This window comes from Pseudomonas fontis (assembly GCF_028656955.1).
GTDB lineage: Bacteria > Pseudomonadota > Gammaproteobacteria > Pseudomonadales > Pseudomonadaceae > Aquipseudomonas > Aquipseudomonas fontis.
The window spans coordinates 11594-34210 of record NZ_JAMDGY010000010.1; the positions used below are offsets into that span (position 1 = coordinate 11594).

Consider the following 22617-nt stretch of genomic DNA (forward strand, 5'->3'; position numbering starts at 1 on the left):
GTTGCCGGCGATGCTTTCAGGCTTGCGAGCCTTCGAACCAGGCCAGCTTGTCCCGCAGCTTGACCACCTCACCCACAATCACCAACGTCGGCGCATGCACTTCATGCTCCGCCACCAGTTGCGGCAAGTCGGCCAGCGTGCCGGTAAACACCCGCTGATTGCTCGTGGTGCCCTGCTGGACCAGCGCCGCTGGCGTGTCCGCCGCGCGACCATGGCGAATCAGCTCGGCACAGATGGTCGGCAAACCTACCAGGCCCATGTAGAACACCAGGGTCTGCGCCGGCGCCACCAGGTCATTCCACGGCAGGTTGCTGGTCCCATCCTTGAGGTGCCCCGTCACAAAACGCACGGATTGTGCGTAGTCCCGGTGCGTCAGCGGAATGCCCGCATACGCCGAACACCCGCTGGCAGCGGTAATCCCCGGCACCACCTGGAACGGGATGCCCTGCTCGGCCAACTCCTCGATCTCTTCGCCGCCCCGGCCGAAGATGAACGGATCGCCGCCCTTGAGGCGCAACACACGCTTGCCCTGACGGGCCAGGTCCACCAACTGCTGGTTGATCTGCTCCTGCGGCACTGAATGATCCGCGCGACGCTTGCCGACGTAAATGCGCTCGGCATCACGACGACACATCTCGATGATCGCTGGCGCCACCAGACGGTCGTACAGCACCACGTCCGCCTGCTGCATCAAGCGCAGCGCGCGGAAGGTAAGCAAGTCCGGATCGCCCGGCCCGGCACCCACCAGGTAAACCTCACCCGATTTCTGCACCGGTGCACCGTCTACCTTGGCCTGCAGCAGGCGTTCGGCTTCAGCGCCCTGCCCAGCCAATTGGCGCTCGGCAATCGGACCCTGGAAGACATCTTCCCAGAACCCGCGACGCTGGTTGACGTCGGGGTACAACGCCTTGACCCGGTCACGGAAGCGCGCGCCCAAACTGGCCAGCTCGCCATACGCGGAGGGTATCCAGGTTTCCATCTTGGCCCGGATCAGGCGTGCCAGCACCGGCGCATCGCCGCCGCTGGACACCGCCACCACCAACGGTGAACGGTCGACAATCGCCGGGAAAATCACCGAGCACAACGCCGGCGCATCCACGACATTGACCGGAACACAGCGCCGCTGGGCGTCCGCCGAGACCTGCGCATTGAGCGCAGCGTCGTCGGTCGCCGCAATGATCAGCTGACACCCGTCAAGGTCGCCTTCCTGGTAACCACACGCCAGAAGCTCGCCGCCGCTGCCTTGAACAAGCTCGGCCAGTTGCGCCTCGATATGCGGCGCAACCACCCGCAGCACGGCACCCGCGTCGGCCAGCAGGCGAGATTTGCGCAAGGCAATCTCGCCACCGCCCACGACCAGCACCGAGCGGCCACGCAGGTTATGAAACAGCGGCAGAAACTCCATTTAACCGATGACCTCCAGGCCACCCATGTACGGCTTCAGCACTTCCGGCACACGGATCGAACCGTCGGCCTGCTGGTAGTTCTCCAGCACCGCAACCAGGGTGCGGCCAACCGCCAGGCCCGAGCCGTTCAGGGTGTGCACCAGTTCCGGCTTGCCGGTTTCCGGGTTGCGCCAGCGCGCTTGCATGCGGCGGGCCTGGAAATCGCCGCAGTTGGAGCACGACGAGATTTCACGGTATTTGTCCTGGCTCGGCACCCAGACTTCCAGGTCGTAGGTCTTGACCGCGCTGAAGCCCATGTCACCGGTGCACAGCGCCAGTACGCGGTATGGCAGCTCCAGCAGCTGCAGCACACGCTCGGCGTTGGCCGTCAGGCCTTCCAGCGCTTCCATCGACTGGCTTGGCTCGACGATCTGGACCATCTCGACCTTGTCGAACTGGTGCTGACGGATCATCCCACGGGTATCACGGCCCGACGCACCAGCTTCGCTGCGGAAGCACGGGGTGTGGGCAACGAACTTGATCGGCAGTTGCTTGGCATCGATGATTTCACCGGCAACGATGTTGGTCAGCGACACTTCGGCGGTCGGGATCAGGTAGAAGTCCGCCTCACCTTCGCGGCTGATCTTGAACAGGTCTTCCTCGAACTTCGGCAACTGGCCGGTGCCTTGCAATGCAGGCGCCTGCACCAGGTACGGGGTGTAGGCCTCTTCGTAGCCGTGCTCGTTGGTGTGCAGGTTGATCATGAACTGCGCCAGGGCGCGGTGCAGACGGGCGATCGGGCCACGCAGCAGGGCGAAACGGGCGCCAGACAGCTTGGCGGCGGTTTCGAAGTCCAGGTAGCCATCACGCTCGCCCAGGGCAACGTGGTCCTGGATGGCGAAGTCGAAGCTGCGCGGGGTGCCCCAGCGACGCACTTCGACGTTGCCGTCTTCATCGGCACCGACCGGGACGCTGGCGTCCGGCAGGTTCGGAAGGGTCAGCAGGATCGAGTCCAGCTCGGCCTGGATGTTCTCCAGCTCTACCTTGCCATTGGCCAACTCGCCCGCCATGCGGTCGACGTCGGCCATCAGCGGGGCGATGTCTTCGCCACGCGCCTTGGCCTGGCCGATGGACTTGGAGCGGGCGTTACGCTCGGCCTGCAGTTGTTCGGTGCGGGTCTGTACGCCCTTGCGTTGTTCTTCCAGTGCTTCGATGCGCGCGACATCCAGGCTGAAGCCACGGGAGGCCAGGCGGTCCGCCACTTCCTGAAGTTGGCCGCGTAACAGTTTGGAATCGAGCATATCGGTCTCTCGTTGGTTCAGAATTTGGTCAAGGTGAGGCCTGCCCACGTCGCGAGCAGGCCGCCCATTACGCTGACGCCGGCATAGCCGAACGCCAACGGCGCCTGCCCGCTTTCGAGCAGGCGCAAGGTGTCCAGTGAAAAGGATGAAAACGTGGTCAGGCCACCCAGAAAGCCGACGATCAGCCCGGCGCGCAACTCTACCGGCACCCAGGGACGGTGCAGGAACAGCCCGTACAGCAGGCCGATCAGCAGGCAGCCGATCAGATTGACCGCCAGCGTACCCAGATAGAAGTGCCGTGGCCAGTGCGCGCTGACCCAATTGCTGGCAGCAAAGCGCAGCAAGGTGCCGGCGATGCCACCGGCGGAGACTGCGGCAATCAGGGCAATCACGGTTTTCTCCGCTGCCGAGGGCTGTTGCGGTCAAGTTCGGCAAGGTGCTTGAGCTTCTCGCCGATCTTCAGCTCCAGGCCGCGCGGTACCGGCTGGTAGTAATGACGCGGGGCCAGGTTTTCCGGGAAATAGTCTTCACCGGCGGCATAGGCGTCCGGTTCATCGTGGGCGTAACGGTATTCGTCGCCATAGCCAAGCTGCTTCATCAGCTTGGTCGGTGCATTGCGCAGGTGGATCGGCACTTCCAGCGAGCCGTGCTCGCCGGCTTCGCGCAGCGCAGTCTTGAAGCCCATGTACACCGCGTTGCTCTTCGGCGCGCAGGCAAGGTAGGTAATGGCCTGGGCCACCGCCAGCTCGCCTTCCGGGCTGCCGAGGCGCTCTTGAACATCCCACGCCGCCAGGCACAGGCTGAGGGCTCGTGGGTCGGCATTGCCGATGTCCTCGCTGGCCATGCGCACCACGCGGCGGGCGATGTACAGCGGGTCACAGCCGCCGTCGAGCATGCGCGCGAACCAGTACAGCGCACCATCGGGATTGGAGCCGCGCACGGACTTGTGCAGGGCGGAAATCTGGTCGTAGAACGCCTCGCCACCCTTGTCGAAACGCCGGCGGGTGTCACCCAGCAGGCTTTGCAGTAGGTCTACGCCGATCTCGGTGCCGTCTTCGGCGAGGTCCGAGGCGTTTTCCAGCAGGTTGAGCAGGCGCCGACCATCACCGTCCGCCGCTGCCAGGAGCATCTTGAAGGCTTCATCGGCCAGGGTCAGCTGACGCTTGCCCAGGCCGCGCTCTTCAGTCAATGCGCGCTGCACCAGGCGATGCAGGGCGGGCTCGTCGAGGCTCTTGAGCACGTATACACGCGCCCGCGACAGCAGGGCGTTGTTGAGTTCGAACGAAGGGTTCTCGGTGGTCGCGCCGATGAAGATCAGCGTGCCGTCTTCCACATAAGGCAGGAAGGCATCCTGCTGGGACTTGTTGAAGCGGTGCACTTCATCGACAAACAGGATGGTCCGCCGGCCGTACTGGGCGGCCTGTTGCTTGGCGATCTCCACCGCCTGGCGGATCTCCTTGACCCCGGCCAGTACCGCCGACACCGTCTCGAAATGCGCCTCGCAAAACTGCGCCAGCAGCCGCGCCAGGGTGGTCTTGCCCACCCCGGGCGGGCCCCAGAAGATCATCGAGTGCAGCGCGCCCTGCTCCAATGCTTCGCGCAGCGGCTTGCCGCGCGCCAGCAGGTGCTCCTGGCCGACGTACTCGTCCAGGTTGGCCGGGCGCAGGCGCGCGGCCAGGGGCTGGGCAACGGGGTCGCTTCGAAACAGGTCCATGGACGGCTGTACTACCTCATCACTCTTGAATGATATCCGCGCCCTTCGGCACGTCGAACTTGAACTTGCCGGCCGGGATCGCTTCGTTGGCCTTCACCCCGGTAAAGAGGATATTGGTACGCTGGCCGACGCTATCAATCAATTGCATGTCGTTGATCAGGCCATTACGGAACGACAGGCGCAGCGAGTCGAACAGAGTGTCTTTGGTCTTGGGCTTAAGGATGAAGTCCATCACATTGCCCTCTTCCTTGGCGGTGATATCAAAACTCTGGTTGATTTTCGAGACATCACCCGACAGCAGCAGCGCTGGGGTCTGGGTCAGGCGTTCATCGAGCTTCTTGATAGTCGCCTGCTCAAGGTCCGGGTCCCACAGGGTGACCTTGGCGCCATCGGATACCACTACCTGTTCATTTGGCGCGTCGGTGTGCCAGTAGAACAACCCCGGGCGCTGTACCGACATTTGGCCGGAGGTTTCCTGCAGTTGGGTGCCGCCGCCATCCAGGGTCAGCTGGGAGAAACGGGCAGAAATGGTCTTGGACTTTTCCAACAACTGGGTCAGACGCGCCACGTCGGCGTCGCCGGCAAATGCCGACGCAGAGGACAGGGCCATAGCAGTAACCAACATCATGCGGATCAGGCGCATGGTAATCCTCGTTGCAAAGTGAATGAGCCGGGCGCCATCAGGGGCGCCCGGCAGTCTCGATCATCAGTCGCGTGACGGCCCTGGGGCAATGACTTCCCGCGAACCGTTGGTGTTCATGGAGGTAACCACGCCGGCCATTTCCATCGCCTCGATCATCCGCGCGGCGCGGTTGTAGCCGATCTTCAGCTTGCGCTGTACGGCCGAGATGGACGCGCGACGGCTTTCCAGGACGAACTGCACGGCTTCGTCGTAGAGCGCATCGGTTTCGGCGTCGTCGCCATCACCGCTGCCGCTACCACCGTCAAAGCCACTGCCCGCTTCCTCGACACCGCTGAGGATGTCTTCGTTGTAGTCCGGTGCGCCACGCGCCTTCCAGGCTTCAACCACACGGTGGACTTCTTCGTCGGAAACAAAGGCGCCGTGCACACGAATCGGCAGGCTGGTGCCGGGCGGCATGTAGAGCATGTCCCCGTGGCCCAGCAGTTGCTCGGCGCCGCCCTGGTCGATGATGGTCCGCGAGTCGATCTTGCTCGACACCTGGAATGCCATGCGGGTCGGAATGTTGGCCTTGATCAGGCCGGTGATCACGTCCACCGACGGGCGCTGGGTGGCGAGGATCAGGTGAATACCAGCGGCTCGGGCTTTCTGGGCGATACGGGCGATCAGCTCTTCTACCTTCTTGCCAACGATCATCATCATGTCGGCAAATTCGTCGACCACTACCACGATGGTTGGCAGGGTCTTCAGGGTTGGCGGCACGTCGTCCATGCTTTCGCGGCGGAACATTGGGTCGTAGATCGGCTCGCCGGCCTCTTCGGCATCCTTCACCTTGCGGTTGAAGCCGGCCAGGTTACGCACGCCCATGGCGGCCATCAGCTTGTAGCGCCGCTCCATCTCGGCCACGCTCCAGCGCAGGGCATTGGCCGCGTCCTTCATGTCGGTGACCACTGGGCAGAGCAGGTGCGGGATGCCTTCGTAGATCGACAGCTCAAGCATTTTCGGGTCGATCATGATCAGCTTGGCGTCTTCCGGGCCCGACTTGAACAGGATCGACAGGATCATCGCGTTCACCCCCACCGACTTACCGGAACCGGTCGTACCGGCCACCAGCAGGTGAGGCATTTTGGCCAGGTCGGTGATCACCGGCTTGCCGCCGATATCGTGACCCAGGGCCATGGTGACCGGGGACTTGGCCTCGTCGTACTGCGGCGACGACAGCACTTCGGAGAAGCGCACGATCTGCCGGTCTTCGTTGGGGATCTCGATACCCACGGTGGTCTTGCCGGGGATCACTTCGACCACCCGCACGCTGGTCACGGCCAGGGAACGCGCCAGGTCCTTCGCCAGGTTGGCGATACGGCTGACCTTGACGCCTGCGGCCGGCTGGATCTCGTAACGGGTGATCACCGGGCCTGGATGGATCGAATCCACCGAAACCTCGACGCCGAATTCCTTCAGCTTGATTTCCAGCAGATGACCGACGCCCGCCAGGGATTCTGGCGAGTAGTTGACCTTCTTTTTTTCCGCCGGGTCGAGGATCGAGATCGGCGGCAGCGTGCCTTCGATGGCGCTGTCGATGAACAACGGCGCCTGCTTCTCTTTCTGCACGCGCTTGCTGGGCTCTGGAGCCTTGACCGGGGCCGGCATGATGATCGGCGGCGCCTGCTGCTCACGCTCGGCAACATGTTTGCTCAACGCCTGGTCGCGCTCGATGATGCGTTCACGAGCCTTGTTCTGTTCACGCTTGTCGGCCACCACCGGGGCTACGACGTCATGAACCTGGTCGTCCACCTCACGCAGCTGCGCCACCAAGCGCTTGCGCTCATTGCGCGCCGCCCACCAGCGGTTGGCCGCGCCCTGGAACAGCTCGAACAGGTCGAGGGTGATCTTGCCGGTGATGTCCATGACCTTGAACCACGACAGGTCGGTGAACACCGTCAGGCCGAACAGGAACAGCGCAATGAACATCAGGGTGCTGCCCTGCACGTTCAAGGCGTTTTTCGCCAGGTCGCCCAGGCTTTCCCCCAGCGCGCCACCGGCAGAGGCCGGCAGGCTCGGGGCGGAATGGAAGTGGATATGCGCCAGCGCAGCGCCGGACAGCACCAGGAACACCAGGCCGATCAGCCGCCAGGAGAACAACCAGCCGCTCCACTGCCAGGGCTGGTGACGCTCGCGGAAGATCTGCCAGGTCTTGATCGCCAGCAGCAGCGGGAAGATGTAGGCGAAGTAACCCAGCACCATGAACAACACATCGGCGAAATAGGCACCGGCACGTCCGGCGGCATTCTGCACCTGCTCGACGTTGCTGGTATGGCTGAAGCCCGGGTCGGCCTGATCGTAGGTCAGCAAGGCCATCCACAGGTACAGGCACAGCGCACCAATGGCGATCAGCGCACCTTCCTTGAGCCGGTAGTGCAGCTGCTGGCGCCAGAGTGGCTGGGGATTGGGTGTTGCGGTGGATTTCTTCAAAACGCGTCTATTCCTGCGCTCAATGCGCGTCCAACAGTGGTTGACCCAGGTGAACGGTCAACAAACCACTACTTTTAACATTACTGCCCGCCTACCGCCATGGCGGCACGCCGGAACGGGCGTAAACGGGGGCCAATTTCCTATACAGCAATTTGAGCACGCATTTTCTTTTGTGACAAAGGCTTATGCGGTGTTTTTGTGCAAGTGTGACAACAAATGTACGGGCAAGTTGCCTGGATGGAACGCTGCCCCACTTATGCACGCAAGGCCACTGGCAACAATGATTCAGTACAATTCAAGCAATTGACCCGCATTGCCTGGCGCGCGATGCTGGGCGCCCTCCCCTCCTCTGCCCTAGTACCCGACGACGATGCTGACCTGGCTAAGCCGCTCCAACCTCGAATTCCCCCCTCTGGAAAAGGCCCTGCATGACCCGAACGGGCTGCTCGCCGCCGGTGGCGACCTGAGTGCCGAGCGTCTGGTCCAAGCTTATCGCCACGGCTGTTTCCCGTGGTACCAGGAGGGCCAGCCAATCCTCTGGTGGTCGCCCGACCCGCGCACCGTGCTGTTCCCCGACGAACTGCATGTATCGCGCTCGCTGCGCAAAATCATCCGCCAGCAACGTTACCAGGTGACGTTCGACCAGGACTTTGCCGCCGTCATCGCCAATTGCGCGGCCCCGCGTGACTACGCCGACGGCACCTGGATCACCGACAACATGCAGGCCGCCTATTTCAAGCTGCACAGCGAGGGTTTCGCCCATTCGGTCGAGGTGCGCGAGAACGGCGAGCTGGTCGGCGGCCTGTACGGGCTGGCCATGGGCAGGCTGTTTTTTGGCGAGTCGATGTTCAGCCGTGCTGACAACGCCTCGAAAGTCGGCTTCGTGCACTTGGTCGAACACCTGCAGGCTGCAGGCTTTGTGCTGATCGACTGCCAGATGCCCACCAACCACCTGCACAGCCTTGGCGCCCGCGCCATTGCCCGCGCCACCTTTGCCGATTACCTGCAGCGCTACCTTGATCAACCCAATAGCGCTACCTGGGTGTGCCAGCACGCCGTTCGCTAGGCGAGTTTTCATAGCTGGCTTACACTTAAAACAAAAGTACGTCCCGAGGGGTTGATCATGACAGAGCTGGCGCGGCTGAAGTTTTATGCCACTCAACCCCACGCCTGCAGCTACCTGCCCGGCGAGCAGGCGACCACGCTGTTCCTCGACCCGAGCCAGCCGATGGACGTGAATGTCTATGCCGACTTGTCGGAGATGGGCTTTCGCCGCAGCGGAGACCACCTGTACCGCCCGCATTGCCAGAACTGCAACGCCTGCGTACCGGCGCGCATCCCGGCAGGCCGCTTCACCCCCAACCGCCAGCAGAAGCGCATCCTCAAGCGCAACGCCGACCTCACGGTGACCTCGGTGCGCCCAGGCTTCAGCGAAGAATATTTCGAGCTGTACCGGCGCTACATCGAACAACGCCATGCCGACGGCGATATGTTCCCGCCGAGCCGCGACCAGTTTTCCACCTTTCTGGTCCGCGACCTGCCATTCTCGCGCTTCTTCGAGTTCCGCCAAGCCGGCAAACTGCTTGCAGTAGCCGTTACCGACCTGCTGCCCAATGGTATTTCTGCGGTCTACACCTTCTACGAACCCGACGAGGAACGGCGCAGCCTGGGACGCTATGCAATCCTCTGGCAAATCGGCGAAACCCTGCGCCTGGGCCTGGATGCGGTCTACCTGGGCTACTGGATCAAGAACTGCAAAAAGATGAATTACAAGACCCAGTACCGCCCCATCGAACTGCTGATCAACCAGCGCTGGGTTACCCTGAACTGAAATCCTTGGCTTGAACCCCACTTTTCGGGCACAATGCACGCCACTTTTTAGCCTGGCGCAGTTGCACCGGGCCAGTAACTGGACACCGAGGGCTTTACTGCATGTCGAAAGAAGACAGCTTCGAAATGGAAGGCACTGTCGTCGACACCCTGCCCAACACCATGTTCCGCGTGGAGTTGGAAAACGGGCACGTCGTTACCGCGCATATCTCCGGAAAAATGCGCAAGAACTACATTCGTATTCTGACCGGTGACAAGGTCCGCGTCGAACTGACGCCGTATGACCTGAGCAAAGGGCGCATTACTTATCGCGCTCGTTAACTGATACAAACGAAAACGCCCGGCTATATGCCGGGCGTTTTTGTTTGTGCTGCTTTTGGCTTTTGTCCGCCGTGGGAAGGGGCCGCCAAGCGGCCCATCGCCGGCAATGCCGGCTCCCACAGGCCGCTAGGCCATTTCAGCGGTGGTCTCGAACTCGAACACCATCTCGCCATCAACCACGTCGATGTGCACCACACCGCCATGCTCCGCCAGCTCACCGAACAGGATCTCCTCAGCCAGAGGCCGCTTGATCTTGTCCTGGATAAGCCGCGCCATTGGCCTTGCGCCCATCTGGGCATCGTAGCCACCGGCTGCCAGCCAGCTGCGCGCCGCATCGGAGACTTCCAGCAGGACGCGCTTGTCTTCCAGTTGCGCCTGCAGCTCGGTGAGGAACTTGTCCACCACGCTCTTGATCGTCTCGTGACTCAGGCGACCAAACTGGATGATGGTGTCCAGACGGTTGCGGAACTCCGGCGTGAAGCTCTTCTTGATCACTTCCATCGCGTCCGAGGTGTGGTCCTGGTGCGTGAAGCCAATGGAGGCCCGCGCAGCCGTCTCGGCCCCGGCGTTGGTGGTCATGATCAGGATGACGTTGCGGAAGTCCGCCTTGCGCCCGTTGTTGTCGGTCAGCGTGCCGTGGTCCATGACCTGCAGCAGCAGGTTGAAGACTTCCGGGTGCGCCTTCTCGATCTCATCAAGCAGCAGCACGCAGTGCGGATGCTTGGTGATGGCCTCGGTCAGCAAACCACCCTGGTCAAACCCGACATAGCCCGGCGGGGCACCAATCAGGCGTGAAACAGTATGCCGCTCCATGTACTCGGACATGTCGAAGCGCACCAACTCTACACCCAGTGCCTTGGCCAACTGCCGCGCCGCCTCGGTCTTACCGACACCGGTAGGCCCGGAGAACAGGAACGAGCCGACCGGCTTGTCCGGTGCCTTGAGGCCCGCACGGGACAGCTTGATGGCCGTGGCCAGCGAGTCGATCGCCGCATCCTGACCAAACACGGTCAGCTTCAGGTCGCGCTCCAGGTTACGCAGCAGCTCCTTGTCGGAACTGGTGACGTGCTTTGGCGGAATCCGCGCAATTTTGGCAACAATGTCTTCGACTTGCGGCACTTCGATGCGCTTCACGCGCTTCTCGACTGGCTGCAGGCGCTGGTAGGCTCCCGCCTCGTCAATCACGTCGATGGCCTTGTCGGGCATATGACGGTCGTTGATGTAGCGCGCTGCAAGCTCGGCAGCTGCACGCAGGGCCTCATCGCTATACTCGATGCTGTGGTGCGACTCAAAACGCCCCTTGAGCCCGCGCAGGATGCCCACGGTGTCTTCCACCGATGGCTCACTGACATCGACCTTCTGGAATCGCCGTGCCAGCGCACGGTCCTTCTCGAAGATGCCACGGAACTCCTGGAAGGTAGTCGAGCCGATGCAGCGGATATCACCCGAAGACAACAGCGGCTTGAGCAGGTTGGACGCATCCATCACCCCGCCCGACGCCGCACCGGCACCAATGATGGTGTGGATTTCGTCGATGAACAGGATGGCCTGTGGACGTTTGCGCAGCTCATTGAGCAGCGCCTTGAAGCGCTTCTCGAAATCGCCACGGTATTTGGTACCGGCCAGCAATGCACCCAGGTCAAGCGAGTAGACCACGCTTTGCGCCAGCAGATCCGGCACCTGGCCGTCAACGATGCGCTTGGCCAGGCCTTCGGCGATGGCGGTTTTACCGACACCAGCCTCACCCACCAGCAAGGGGTTGTTCTTGCGGCGCCGCGCCAGAATCTGCGCAACACGCTCGACTTCGCTTTCACGCCCCACCAGCGGATCGATCCGCCCCTGGCGCGCCAACTCGTTCAAGTTGCTGGCATAAGCGTCCAGCGGGTTGCTCGAAGAGGAGGTCTCGCCGCCCTCTTCGTCTTGCATTTCCTGCTCACCGTCGGAATGATCACCATGCCCGGGCACCTTGGAGATGCCGTGGGCGATGTAGTTGACCACGTCGATACGGGCAACGCTCTGCTGCTTGAGCAGGAACACTGCCTGGCTTTCCTGTTCGCTGAAGATCGCGACCAGCACGTTGGCGCCCGTAACTTCACGTTTGCCCGAGCTCTGGACATGGAAGACGGCACGCTGCAGTACCCGCTGGAAGCCCAGGGTTGGCTGGGTTTCGCGGTCCTCGTCGTGCACGGGGATCAATGGCGTGGTGGAGTCGATAAACTCTTGCAGGTCGTGTTTGAGTTTGTCGAGGTTTGCGCCGCAGGCACGCAAAACAGTGGCGGCGGCCTCATTATCCAATAGTGCCAGCAGAAGGTGTTCGACGGTCATGAACTCATGACGTTTCGAACGGGCCTCCTTGAAGGCCAGATTGAGGGTGACTTCGAGCTCGCGGTTTAACATAGCTTCACCTCATACCCAAGTGGTCGGCGATTAACCGTCCTTCTCGATTTCACAGAGTAGCGGATGCTGGCTTTCCCTGGCGTATTGGTTGACCTGCATGGCCTTGGTCTCGGCGATGTCGCGGGTAAACAATCCGCACACTGCCCGTCCTTCTGTATGGACGGCCAGCATGACCTTGGTCGCCAGCTCGCGATTCAGGTTAAAAAACACCTCGAGCACTTCGACGACGAAATCCATCGGTGTGTAGTCATCGTTGAACAAAACCACCTTGTACATCGGTGGGGCCTGCAGTGTCGGCTTGGCTTCCTGCACCGCCAGGCCGGAACTATCGTCCTCATGCGGTTGCGGGCGATCCTGATTGAATGTTAGTCGAATCTGGCTATGTGCATGCATGGAAAGAATTTCATCATTTCGACAGGTTAAGGTAATGGGTTGACCGCCTGACCGACGCACTTAACGTGCCGTCGCCTGACCTTGACTATCGGCAAAACGGTGTTACAACCAATAAGAACCCACCGTGGTCGATAAAGATCCGCGCAGTCAACCAGAATTTTCGCAGGTTCATATGCGGATGGAGTGGATGATACTCCAGTGATGGAGTCCTTTGCAGAGGGATATGAGGATGGCAAGCGGTAAAGTCAAGTGGTTCAACAATGCCAAGGGGTACGGCTTCATCAACGAAGAAGGCAAGGACGAAGACCTCTTTGCTCATTATTCGGCCATAGAAATGGACGGATATAAAACGTTGAAAGCCGGCCAAGCCGTCACCTTCGAGATCATTCAGGGCCCCAAGGGACTGCATGCGGTCAAGATCAGCGCTCCCGTCAGAGCCGATGCCATTGCCCCCTCACCCACGGTGACCGCCGACGCCTGACCTCCCCAAACAGAAAAAATAAAACCGGCCAGCCCGCAAGGACTGGCCGGTTTTGGTTGTGTCGCTTACATGTGCTTGATCAGCGCATCACCAAAGCCGGACGACGATACCAACGTCGCGCCATCCATCAGGCGCTCGAAGTCGTAGGTCACGGTTTTTGCGGCAATCGCGCCATTGGTGCCCTTGATGATCAGGTCCGCCGCCTCCAGCCAGCCAAGGTGGCGCAGCATCATCTCGGCCGAGAGAATCACCGACCCCGGATTGACCTGGTTCTTGCCGGCATATTTCGGCGCGGTGCCGTGGGTGGCCTCGAACATTGCCACGGTGTCGGACAGGTTGGCGCCTGGCGCAATACCGATACCACCGACCTCGGCCGCCAGGGCGTCAGAGAGGTAGTCACCGTTCAGGTTGAGGGTGGCGATCACGTCATATTCGGCTGGACGCAGCAGGATCTGCTGCAGCATGGCGTCGGCGATAGCATCCTTGACGATGACTTCACGGCCGGTTTTCGGGTTCTTGAACTTCATCCATGGGCCGCCGTCGAGCAGCTCGGCGCCGAATTCGTTCTTGGCGATTTCGTAGCCCCAGTCCTTGAAGGCACCTTCGGTGAACTTCATGATGTTGCCTTTATGCACGATGGTCAGCGACTTGCGGTCGTTGTCCACGACATATTGCAGGGCTTTGCGCACCAGGCGCTGGGTGCCTTCCTTGGACACCGGCTTGATGCCGATACCGCAGTCCTGGTCGAAACGGATCTTGGTGACGCCCATTTCTTCCTTGAGGAACTTGATGACCTTGTTCGCCTCAGGGGAGCCGGCCTTCCATTCGATCCCGGCATAGATGTCTTCGGAGTTCTCGCGGAAGATCACCATGTCAACGTCGCCCGGTTTTTTCACCGGGGTCGGTACGCCCTGGAACCACACCACCGGGCGCAGGCAGACATACAGGTCGAGTTGCTGGCGCAAGGCGACGTTCAGCGAGCGGATGCCACCACCGACCGGGGTGGTCAGCGGGCCCTTGATCGATACCACGTAATCCTTCACTGCATCGAGGGTTTCCTGGGGCAGCCAAGTGTCCTGATCATAGACCTGGGTGGCCTTCTCGCCGGCGTAGACTTCCATCCAGGAAATCTTGCGCTTGCCGCCATAGGCCTTCTCGACCGCAGCATCGACCACCTTGATCATGACCGGGCTGACATCGACGCCGATGCCGTCGCCTTCGATGAACGGGATGATCGGATTGTCTGGAACATTGAGAGAATGGTCTGCATTGACGGTGATTTTGTCGCCGACTGCCGGAACCTTGATTTTCTGGTATCCCATGCTGCACTCCGCTTTTTTGGTTTGATTGGTCATCATGCAATCCCCAGAGCCTAACCCAGTTGACAGAGAACGGAAACCTTCCCGGCAAACCGTCACAAACTGGCGATTTCATCTACATCTTTCGTCTATAAGAGCTCATCCTGCATGTTCGTCTTGCTGACTAGGACCAAGGGTTTGGTATACTCCGCCGGTGACCAAAGGGTCACTAGGGGCGACACGTCTGGAATCAGACTTTGGGCCCCGACAAGACTGGGCTGTTACCGCAGTTCAGCCGTTTGACACTCGACTGATGCACCCACCATCACCGCACAGAACCCTCGACCTTCTGCTCATAGATGTGTCTGAGCGAAGCGCCTACCCTGCGCACCTCGAGATTCTGCGCACGCTCAGCAAAACAGAGAGTTAACCCGAATATGCCCACCCGATCCAAGATCATCTATACCTTCACCGACGAAGCTCCGGCCCTCGCCACCTATTCACTGCTGCCCGTCGTCGAAGCGTTCACCGCTACCGCCGACATCGCCGTTGAAACCCGGGACATCTCTCTCGCCGGTCGCATCCTTTCTGCCTTCCCCGAACAGCTCGGCGCCGACAAGCAAGTGGCCGACCATCTGGCAGAACTGGGCAAACTGGCGACCACGCCTGAAGCCAACATCATCAAGCTGCCGAACATCAGTGCTTCGGTCCCGCAGCTGAAGGCGGCGATCAAGGAACTGCAAGCCAAGGGCTTCAACATCCCGGATTACCCGGAAGCGCCGGCCACCGACGCCGACCTGGAAGCCAAGGCTCGCTACGACCGCATCAAGGGCAGCGCCGTGAACCCGGTACTGCGCGAAGGCAACTCCGACCGTCGCGCCCCGCTGTCGGTCAAGAACTACGCTCGCAAGCACCCGCACAAGATGGGCGCCTGGGCTGCCGACTCCAAGTCGCACATTGCCCACATGAGCCAGGGCGACTTCTACGGCAGCGAAAAAGCGGCCCTGATCGACGCCGATGACACCCTGCGCATCGAGCTGCTGGGCAAAGACGGCAGCACCACTGTCCTGAAAGCAAAAACCTCGGTCAAGGCTGGCGAAATCGTTGATTGCGCGGTCCTGAGCACCAAGGCACTGCGCAGCTTCATCGCTGCCCAGATCGAAGAAGCCAAGGCCCAGGGCGTACTGCTGTCGGTCCACCTGAAAGCCACCATGATGAAGGTCTCCGACCCGATCATGTTCGGCCAGATCGTCGCCGAGTACTACAAGGACGCGCTGACCAAGCACGCCGCCGTACTGGAGCAGGTTGGTTTCAACCTGAACAACGGTATCGGCGACCTGTACGCCCGCATCAAGGCACTGCCGGCTGAGCAGCAAGCTGAAATTGAAGCGGACATCCAGGCGGTCTACGCCGTGCGCCCGCCGCTGGCCATGGTCAACTCCGACAAGGGCATCACCAACCTGCACGTGCCGAGCGACGTAATCGTCGACGCCTCGATGCCGGCGATGATCCGTGACTCGGGCAAGATGTGGAACACCGAAGGCCAGCTGCAAGACACCAAGGCGGTCATCCCGGATCGTTGCTACGCGACCATCTACCAGGCGGTAATCGAAGACTGCAAGCAACACGGCGCCTTCGACCCTACCACCATGGGCAGCGTGCCAAACGTCGGCCTGATGGCGCAGAAAGCCGAAGAGTACGGCTCGCACGACAAGACCTTCCAGGCCCAGGCTGATGGCGTGATCCGCGTTGTTGACGGCAAGGGCAACCTGCTGCTGCAACAGGAAGTGGAAGCTGGCGACATCTTCCGCATGTGCCAGACCAAAGACGCGCCGATCCAGGACTGGGTCAAACTGGCCGTCAACCGTGCCCGTGCCAGCGCCACCCCGGCGATCTTCTGGCTGGACCCACAGCGTGCCCACGACGGCGTGCTGATCGAGAAGGTCCAGGCTTACCTGAAGGACCACGACACCGCCGGCCTGGACATCCGCGTCCTGGCACCGGTCGAGGCCATGGCCGTTTCGCTGCAGCGCATCCGCGCTGGCCAGGACACCATCTCGGTGACCGGCAACGTCCTGCGTGACTACCTGACCGACCTGTTCCCGATCATGGAGCTGGGCACCAGCGCCAAGATGCTGTCGATCGTACCGCTGATGAACAACGGCGGGCTGTTCGAAACCGGCGCTGGCGGTTCGGCACCCAAGCACGTGCAACAGCTAGTGGAAGAGAACTTCCTGCGCTGGGACTCGCTGGGTGAATTCCTGGCCCTGGCCGCGTCCTTGGAACACCTGGGCAACGCCTACGCCAATCCGAAAGCCAAGGTCCTGGCCAACACCCTGGACCAGGCTACCGGCAAGTTCCTCGATGACAACAAGTCGCCAGCACGTAAAGTCGGCAGCATCGACAACCGTGGCAGCCACTTCTACCTGACCCTGTTCTGGGCCCAGGCACTGGCCGCACAAACTGACGACGCTGCGCTGCAAGCGCGCTTTGCCCCACTGGCAAAAGCCCTGGCCGAGAACGAGGCGACCATCGTTGCCGAGCTCAACGCCGTGCAGGGCAAGCCGGCTGAAATCGGTGGTTACTACTACCCTGATGCCGAGCTGACCGCCAAGGTGATGCGTCCAAGCCAGACCTTCAACAACGCGGTTGCCGCGCTGTAAGGTTCGCTTGAAGTAACAACAAAAACCCCGGCCACGCACCGGGGTTTTTGCTTTTCTGCAGATCGACTGCGCCCCATCGCCGGCAAGGCCGGCTCCCACAACAGGACCATGCACGTTAACCTCTGTGGGAGCCGGCCTTGCCGGCGATAAGGCCCACCAGCACAACACAGGAACAGACCATGACCTGGCAACCCCACATCACCGTCGCCACCATCATTGAAGACCAGGGTCGCTTCCTCCTGGTCGAAGAATTCAAGGCCGGCCAACACGTCTTCAACCAGCCCGCCGGCCACCTCGAAGCCAACGAGAGCCTGCTCCAGGCCGCCCTGCGCGAAACCCTCGAGGAAACCGCCTGGGAAGTCGAGCTGACCGGCATCGTCGGCATCTACCTCTACACCGCCCCCAGCAACGGCGTGACCTACCAGCGCATCTGCTTTGCCGCGCGCGCGCTCAAGCATCACCCGCAACGCGTGCTGGACAGCGACATCGTGCGCGCCGTATGGATGACCCGTGACGAGCTACTCGCCGACCCCACCCGCTGGCGCAGCGAACTGGTGCCACGCTGCATCGACGACTACCTGAACGGCCCGTTGCACAGCCTGACCCTGATCCGCGATTGAGCCAGCTTTCGCCTTGAGCAGCGCGGCCTGATAGAATCGTTGTCTTTTCCCAGACATGCATCCGATACCTATGTCCGAACCTGCGCTTTACGAACCCGAAAAGACACGCGTCATCGTCGGCATGTCCGGCGGCGTGGACTCTTCCGTTTCCGCCCTCCTGCTGATGGAGCAGGGCTACCAGGTGGAAGGCCTGTTCATGAAGAACTGGGAAGAGGATGACGGCACCGAATACTGCACCGCCCGCGAAGACCTGGCCGACGCCCAGGCCGTGTGCGACCGCATTGGCATCAAGCTGCACACCGCCAACTTCGCCGCGGAATACTGGAACCACGTCTTCGAGCACTTCCTTGAAGAGTACAAGGCCGGCCGCACGCCGAACCCGGACATCCTCTGCAACCGCGAAATCAAGTTCAAGGCGTTCCTCGACTACGCGCTGATGCTGGGCGCCGACCTGATCGCCACCGGCCACTACGTGCGCCGCCGCGACACCGATGGGCGCACCGAGCTGCTCAAGGGCCTGGACCCGAACAAGGACCAGAGCTACTTCCTGCACGCCGTCGGCGGCGAGCAGATCGCCCGCACGCTATTCCCGGTTGGCGAACTGGAGAAACCGCAAGTTCGCGCAATTGCCGAGAAACACGGCCTGGCCACCGCCAAGAAGAAGGACTCGACCGGCATCTGCTTTATTGGCGAGCGACGCTTCAGCGACTTCCTCAAGCAGTACCTGCCGGCCCAGCCGGGGGAAATCCAGACCACCGACGGCGAAGTGATCGGCCAGCACCACGGCCTGATGTACCACACCATCGGCCAACGCCAGGGCCTGGGCATTGGCGGCCTGAAGGACGCCGGTGACGAGCCGTGGTACGTGCTGGAGAAAGACCTCAGCCGCAACGTGCTGGTCGTCGGCCAGGGCAACGAGCACCCATGGCTGTTCTCCCGCGCCCTGCTCGCCTCGGAGATCTTCTGGGTCAACCCGATCGACCTGAGCAGCCCGCGCCGCCTGACCGCCAAGGTGCGTTATCGCCAGAGCGACCAGGGCTGCACCCTGGAAAAGACTGAAAGCGGCTACCGCGCCGTGTTCGACGAACCCCAGCGCGCGGTCACGCCCGGCCAGTCGGTGGTGTTCTATGACGGTGAAATCTGCCTGGGTGGCGGCGTGATCGAAGTCGCCGAAGCCTGGAGCAGCCGTTGATGAATGCAATGCAAGAGCAGTTGATTGCGTTGGGTGGTGTGTTCCAGGCCGCCGTGCTGGTTGATCGCATCGCCCGCACCGGCCAGGCCAGCGAGGCCAACCTCGGCTGCATGCTGGGCAGCCTGCTGGTGCGCGACCCCAAGGACACCCTGGAGGTGTTCGGCGGCGATGACATCAACCTGCGCGACGGCTATCGCGCACTGGCCAGCGCGCTTGAGCGCGACCCTGGCAGCCTGCAGCGCGAACCACTGCGCTATGCCCTGTCGATGCTCGGCCTGGAGCGTCAGCTGGCCAAGCGCGGCGACATGCTCGACGTGATTGGCAACCGTTTGCCGCAAATCCAGTCCCAGGCCGAGCACTTCGGCCTGGTTCATGAAAATGTCATCGCTTCCAGCGGAGCCTTGTACCAGGACACCCTGAGCCAGCTGCGCCAACGTATCCAGGTGCATGGCGACATGCGCCATTTGCAGCAGCCGAGCAATGCCTCGAAGATCCGTGCCCTGCTGCTGGCTGGTATCCGCGCTGCGCGCCTGTGGCGACAGCTGGGCGGCCACCGCTGGCAACTGGTGATCAGCCGGCGCAAGCTGCTCAAAGAGCTTTATCCGATGCTACGCGGCTGAAATCCGTCACTGTGGGAGCCGGCCTTGCCGGCGATGAGCGCACCGCAAATCGAGTGCTACCCATCGCCGGCAAGGCCGGCTCCCACAGGACCTTTTGTCAGCCTCCCGACCCGGGTGCGTTTTTCATGTATGATATGCGCCCTTTTCGTTGCCCGACTGTCCGAGAACACCCCATGCAGCTTTCCTCGCTCACTGCGGTTTCCCCTGTTGACGGCCGCTACGCCGGCAAAACCCAGGCCCTGCGCCCAATTTTCAGCGAATACGGCCTGATCCGCTTCCGCGCCCTGGTCGAAGTTCGCTGGCTCCAGCGCCTGGCCGCCCACCCGCAAATCGCCGAAGTGCCGGCGTTCTCCGCCGAAGCCAACGCGGTACTGAACGGCCTGGCCGATGATTTCGCCCTCGAGCACGCCGAGCGCGTCAAAGAGATCGAGCGCACCACCAACCACGACGTCAAGGCCATCGAGTACCTGCTCAAAGAGCAGGCCGCCAAGCTCCCGGAGCTGGCCAAGGTCAGTGAATTCATCCACTTTGCCTGCACCAGCGAGGACATCAACAACCTGTCCCACGCCCTGATGCTGCGCGAAGGCCGTGACACCGTGCTGCTGCCACTGATGCGCCAGATCGCCGAGTCGATCCGCGAACTGGCCCACCGCTTCGCCGACGTGCCGATGCTCTCGCGCACCCACGGCCAGCCAGCCTCGCCGACCACCCTGGGCAAGGAACTGGCCAACGTCGTCTACCGTCTGGAGCGCCAGATCGCCCAGGTAGCGGCCGTGCCCCTGATGGGCAAGATCAACGGCGCGGTAGGCAACTACAACGCCCACCTGTCGGCCTACCCGCAGGTCGACTGGGAAGCCAACGCCCGCGCCCTGATCGAAGACGAGCTGGGCCTGGTGTTCAACCCGTACACCACCCAGATCGAGCCGCACGACTACATCGCCGAGCTGTTCGACGCCATCGCCCGCTTCAACACCATCCTGATCGACTTCGATCGCGATATCTGGGGCTACATTTCGCTCGGCTACTTCAAGCAGCGCACCATTGCCGGCGAAATCGGTTCCTCGACCATGCCGCACAAGGTCAACCCGATCGACTTCGAGAACTCCGAAGGCAACCTGGGTATCGCCAACGCACTGTTCCAGCACCTGGCCAGCAAGTTGCCGGTTTCGCGCTGGCAGCGCGACCTGACCGACTCCACCGTGCTGCGCAACCTGGGCGTCGGTTTCGCCCACAGCGTGATCGCCTATGAAGCCAGCCTCAAGGGCATCAGCAAGCTGGAAATCAACGAAGCACGCATCGCCGACGACCTGAACGCCTGCTGGGAAGTCCTGGCCGAGCCGATCCAGACCGTGATGCGTCGCTACAACATCGAGAACCCGTACGAGAAGCTCAAAGAGCTGACCCGCGGCAAAGGCATCAGCCCAGAAGCACTGTTGACCTTCATCGATGGCCTGGATATGCCTGCCGAGGCACGCGCCGAGCTCAAGCAATTGACTCCGGCGAACTACATCGGCAACGCAGCGGCGCAAGCCAAGCGCGTCTGATTAGCGCACTGCGTATGAACGCCCGGCTGAGCCGGGCGTTTTTATTGCTGAAGGAAATTTACTTTTTTTCAATAGGTTACACATGAAATCTGATACTCCACTGCAGCTTCTGGGCGGCCTGACTGCGCGCGAATTCCTGCGCGATTACTGGCAGAAAAAACCCCTCCTGGTCCGCCAGGCCTTCACCGATTTCGAAAGCCCGATCGACGCCGACGAACTGGCCGGCCTGGCCCTGGAAGAAGAAGTCGAGTCGCGCCTGGTGATCGAGCACGGCGAACGCCCGTGGGAGCTGCGTCGCGGCCCGTTCGAGGAGTCCACCTTCAGCGAACTGCCGGAGCGCGAGTGGACCCTGCTGGTCCAGGCGGTCGACCAGTTCGTGCCGGAAGTGGCCGAGCTGCTGGAGCACTTCCGCTTCCTGCCAAGCTGGCGTATCGACGACGTGATGATCAGCTTCGCCGCCCCAGGTGGCAGCGTGGGTCCGCACTTCGACAACTACGACGTGTTCCTGCTGCAAGGCCAGGGCAAGCGCAATTGGAAAGTCGGCCAGATGTGCGACAGCGACAGCCCGCTGCTGGAGCACGCCGACCTGCGCATCCTCGCCGACTTCGAGCAGACCGACGAGTGGGTACTGGAGCCAGGCGACATGCTCTACCTGCCGCCACGCCTTGCCCACTACGGCATCGCCGAAGACAACTGCCTGACCTACTCGGTCGGCTTCCGCGCACCAAGCGCGGCTGAAGTGCTGACCCACTTCACCGACTTCCTCAGCCAGTTCCTGCCGGATGAAGACCGCTACAGCGACGCCGACGCCCAGCCGGTCGCCGACCCGCACCAGATCCAGCACGACGCGCTGGACCGCCTGAAAGGCCTGCTGGCCGAGCACATGAGCGACGAGCGCCTGCTGCTGACCTGGTTCGGCCAGTTCATGACCGAGCCGCGCTACCCGGAACTGGTGTCGGGCGAAGAGCTGAGCGAAGAAGAGCTGGTCGACAGCCTGGAACAGGGCGCGATCCTGATCCGCAACCCGAGCGCGCGCCTGGCCTGGTCGGAAGTCGACGACAACCTGCTGTTGTTCGCCAGCGGCCAGAGCCGTCTGCTGCCGGGCGAGCTGCGCGAGCTGCTCAAGCTGATCTGCGCGGCTGACGCCCTGCATATCGAAAACCTGGGCCAGTGGCTGGGCGAAGAGCAAGGCCTGATGCTGATCTGCGAGCTGGTCAAGCAAGGCAGCCTGGGGTTTGCCAATGAATAAGATCCAGGTGCGCATTGCCGACTGGCAGAAGGACAACGCCGACATCCGTCGCATTCGCGAAGCGGTGTTCATCTTTGAGCAGTCCGTGCCACCGGAACTGGAGTGGGACGCTGACGACAACGTGGCGATCCACTTCCTGGCCTACGAAGGCGACTTCGCCATCGGCACCGCCCGCCTGGTGCTGGACGGCCAGATCGGCCGGGTCTCGGTGCTCAAGGACTGGCGCGGCCTGAAAGTCGGTGATGCATTGATGCAAGCCGCCATCGTCGAAGCGCAGAACCGCGACCTGAAGCAGCAGATGCTGACGGCGCAGGTGCATGCCACCGCGTTCTATGAACGCCTGGGCTTCAAGGTGGTCAGCGAAGAGTTCCTCGAGGCGGGCATCCCGCACGTGGACATGGTTCGCGATTCGAAAGAAATGGCCTAAATGCATCGCGGGGCCAGCCCGCTCCCACAGACACCCCTGTGGGAGCGGGCTGGCCCCGCGATGAATTCAA

General features: G+C 61.8%; 20 protein-coding genes. 11 read left to right on the forward strand and 9 right to left on the reverse strand.

Annotation, left to right across the window (positions count from 1 at the left end; all coding sequences use genetic code 11):
- Nucleotides 1-16: 16 nt before the first annotated feature.
- From cysG to ftsK, 6 genes are all read right to left on the reverse strand, one after another.
- The gene (gene cysG, locus M5G11_RS02730) at nucleotides 17-1405 is read right to left on the reverse strand and encodes a siroheme synthase CysG (RefSeq protein WP_273912199.1); all 1389 of its coding nucleotides are present in this window, start codon (nucleotides 1403-1405) and stop codon (nucleotides 17-19) included.
- Nucleotides 1406-2686: a serine--tRNA ligase gene (gene serS / locus M5G11_RS02735; protein ID WP_273912200.1), complete on the reverse strand. Its 1281-nt coding sequence runs from the start codon at nucleotides 2684-2686 to the stop codon at nucleotides 1406-1408.
- A 17-nt stretch (nucleotides 2687-2703) separates the two neighbouring features.
- The gene (gene crcB, locus M5G11_RS02740; protein ID WP_273912201.1) at nucleotides 2704-3078 is read right to left on the reverse strand and encodes a fluoride efflux transporter CrcB; all 375 of its coding nucleotides are present in this window, start codon (nucleotides 3076-3078) and stop codon (nucleotides 2704-2706) included.
- Nucleotides 3075-4400 carry a replication-associated recombination protein A gene (locus tag M5G11_RS02745; protein WP_273912202.1) on the reverse strand — a complete coding sequence of 442 codons (1326 nt, stop codon included), beginning with the start codon at nucleotides 4398-4400 and terminating at the stop codon, nucleotides 3075-3077. Before M5G11_RS02745 ends, crcB begins: the two co-directional genes overlap by 4 nt.
- Nucleotides 4401-4419: 19 nt before the next feature.
- Nucleotides 4420-5043 carry an outer membrane lipoprotein periplasmic chaperone LolA gene (gene lolA, locus M5G11_RS02750; RefSeq protein ID WP_273912203.1) on the reverse strand — a complete coding sequence of 208 codons (624 nt, stop codon included), beginning with the start codon at nucleotides 5041-5043 and terminating at the stop codon, nucleotides 4420-4422.
- A gap of 63 nt (nucleotides 5044-5106) precedes the next feature.
- Complete coding sequence (ftsK, locus tag M5G11_RS02755) at nucleotides 5107-7512, reverse strand: DNA translocase FtsK (RefSeq protein ID WP_273912204.1); 2406 nt, start codon at nucleotides 7510-7512, stop codon at nucleotides 5107-5109.
- 370 nt (nucleotides 7513-7882) lie between these two features.
- Between ftsK and aat the strand changes: the two genes are divergently transcribed.
- The 3 genes from aat (at nucleotide 7883) to infA (ending at nucleotide 9663) form a co-directional block, all read left to right on the forward strand.
- Complete coding sequence (gene aat / locus M5G11_RS02760; RefSeq protein ID WP_273912205.1) at nucleotides 7883-8578, forward strand: leucyl/phenylalanyl-tRNA--protein transferase; 696 nt, start codon at nucleotides 7883-7885, stop codon at nucleotides 8576-8578.
- 57 nt (nucleotides 8579-8635) lie between these two features.
- Complete coding sequence (locus tag M5G11_RS02765) at nucleotides 8636-9343, forward strand: arginyltransferase (RefSeq protein WP_273912206.1); 708 nt, start codon at nucleotides 8636-8638, stop codon at nucleotides 9341-9343.
- 101 nt (nucleotides 9344-9444) lie between these two features.
- On the forward strand, nucleotides 9445-9663 hold the full coding sequence (gene infA, locus M5G11_RS02770) for a translation initiation factor IF-1 (protein WP_002553999.1): 219 nt from the start codon (nucleotides 9445-9447) through the stop codon (nucleotides 9661-9663).
- A 126-nt stretch (nucleotides 9664-9789) separates the two neighbouring features.
- Here the strand turns inward: infA and clpA are convergent, their stop codons facing one another.
- Both clpA and clpS read right to left on the reverse strand, forming a co-directional pair.
- Nucleotides 9790-12060 (reverse strand): ATP-dependent Clp protease ATP-binding subunit ClpA, encoded by a 2271-nt coding sequence (clpA, locus tag M5G11_RS02775; protein ID WP_273912207.1) that lies wholly within the window; start codon nucleotides 12058-12060, stop codon nucleotides 9790-9792.
- A 30-nt stretch (nucleotides 12061-12090) separates the two neighbouring features.
- Nucleotides 12091-12453: an ATP-dependent Clp protease adapter ClpS gene (gene clpS / locus M5G11_RS02780; protein ID WP_273912208.1), complete on the reverse strand. Its 363-nt coding sequence runs from the start codon at nucleotides 12451-12453 to the stop codon at nucleotides 12091-12093.
- Between the two features lie 229 nt (nucleotides 12454-12682).
- Here clpS and cspD point away from each other — a divergent pair, with 229 nt between their 5' ends.
- Complete coding sequence (gene cspD, locus M5G11_RS02785) at nucleotides 12683-12934, forward strand: cold shock domain-containing protein CspD (RefSeq protein ID WP_273912209.1); 252 nt, start codon at nucleotides 12683-12685, stop codon at nucleotides 12932-12934.
- Between the two features lie 65 nt (nucleotides 12935-12999).
- Here the strand turns inward: cspD and icd are convergent, their stop codons facing one another.
- Nucleotides 13000-14256 carry an NADP-dependent isocitrate dehydrogenase gene (gene icd / locus M5G11_RS02790; protein WP_273912210.1) on the reverse strand — a complete coding sequence of 419 codons (1257 nt, stop codon included), beginning with the start codon at nucleotides 14254-14256 and terminating at the stop codon, nucleotides 13000-13002.
- Between the two features lie 413 nt (nucleotides 14257-14669).
- On the opposite strand from icd, the gene M5G11_RS02795 reads away from it, so the two are divergent.
- The 7 genes from M5G11_RS02795 to M5G11_RS02825 all read left to right on the forward strand — a co-directional run bounded on the left by M5G11_RS02795 (nucleotide 14670) and on the right by M5G11_RS02825 (nucleotide 22547).
- Nucleotides 14670-16895 carry an NADP-dependent isocitrate dehydrogenase gene (locus M5G11_RS02795; RefSeq protein WP_273912211.1) on the forward strand — a complete coding sequence of 742 codons (2226 nt, stop codon included), beginning with the start codon at nucleotides 14670-14672 and terminating at the stop codon, nucleotides 16893-16895.
- Nucleotides 16896-17074: 179 nt separating this feature from the next.
- A complete protein-coding gene (locus M5G11_RS02800; protein WP_273912212.1) occupies nucleotides 17075-17515 on the forward strand; it encodes an NUDIX hydrolase in 441 nt (146 codons plus the stop codon).
- A 70-nt stretch (nucleotides 17516-17585) separates the two neighbouring features.
- Nucleotides 17586-18707 carry a tRNA 2-thiouridine(34) synthase MnmA gene (gene mnmA, locus M5G11_RS02805; protein ID WP_273912213.1) on the forward strand — a complete coding sequence of 374 codons (1122 nt, stop codon included), beginning with the start codon at nucleotides 17586-17588 and terminating at the stop codon, nucleotides 18705-18707.
- On the forward strand, nucleotides 18707-19327 hold the full coding sequence (hflD, locus tag M5G11_RS02810) for a high frequency lysogenization protein HflD (RefSeq protein ID WP_273912214.1): 621 nt from the start codon (nucleotides 18707-18709) through the stop codon (nucleotides 19325-19327). Before mnmA ends, hflD begins: the two co-directional genes overlap by 1 nt.
- Before the next feature lie 173 nt (nucleotides 19328-19500).
- A complete protein-coding gene (purB, locus tag M5G11_RS02815; protein ID WP_273912215.1) occupies nucleotides 19501-20871 on the forward strand; it encodes an adenylosuccinate lyase in 1371 nt (456 codons plus the stop codon).
- 82 nt (nucleotides 20872-20953) lie between these two features.
- A complete protein-coding gene (locus tag M5G11_RS02820) occupies nucleotides 20954-22120 on the forward strand; it encodes a ribosomal protein uL16 3-hydroxylase (RefSeq protein ID WP_273912216.1) in 1167 nt (388 codons plus the stop codon).
- Nucleotides 22113-22547, forward strand: coding sequence for a GNAT family N-acetyltransferase (locus M5G11_RS02825; RefSeq protein ID WP_273912217.1), 435 nt, complete (start codon nucleotides 22113-22115; stop codon nucleotides 22545-22547). The genes M5G11_RS02820 and M5G11_RS02825 overlap by 8 nt, the downstream gene beginning before the upstream one ends.
- The last annotated feature ends 70 nt before the right edge of the window (nucleotides 22548-22617 follow it).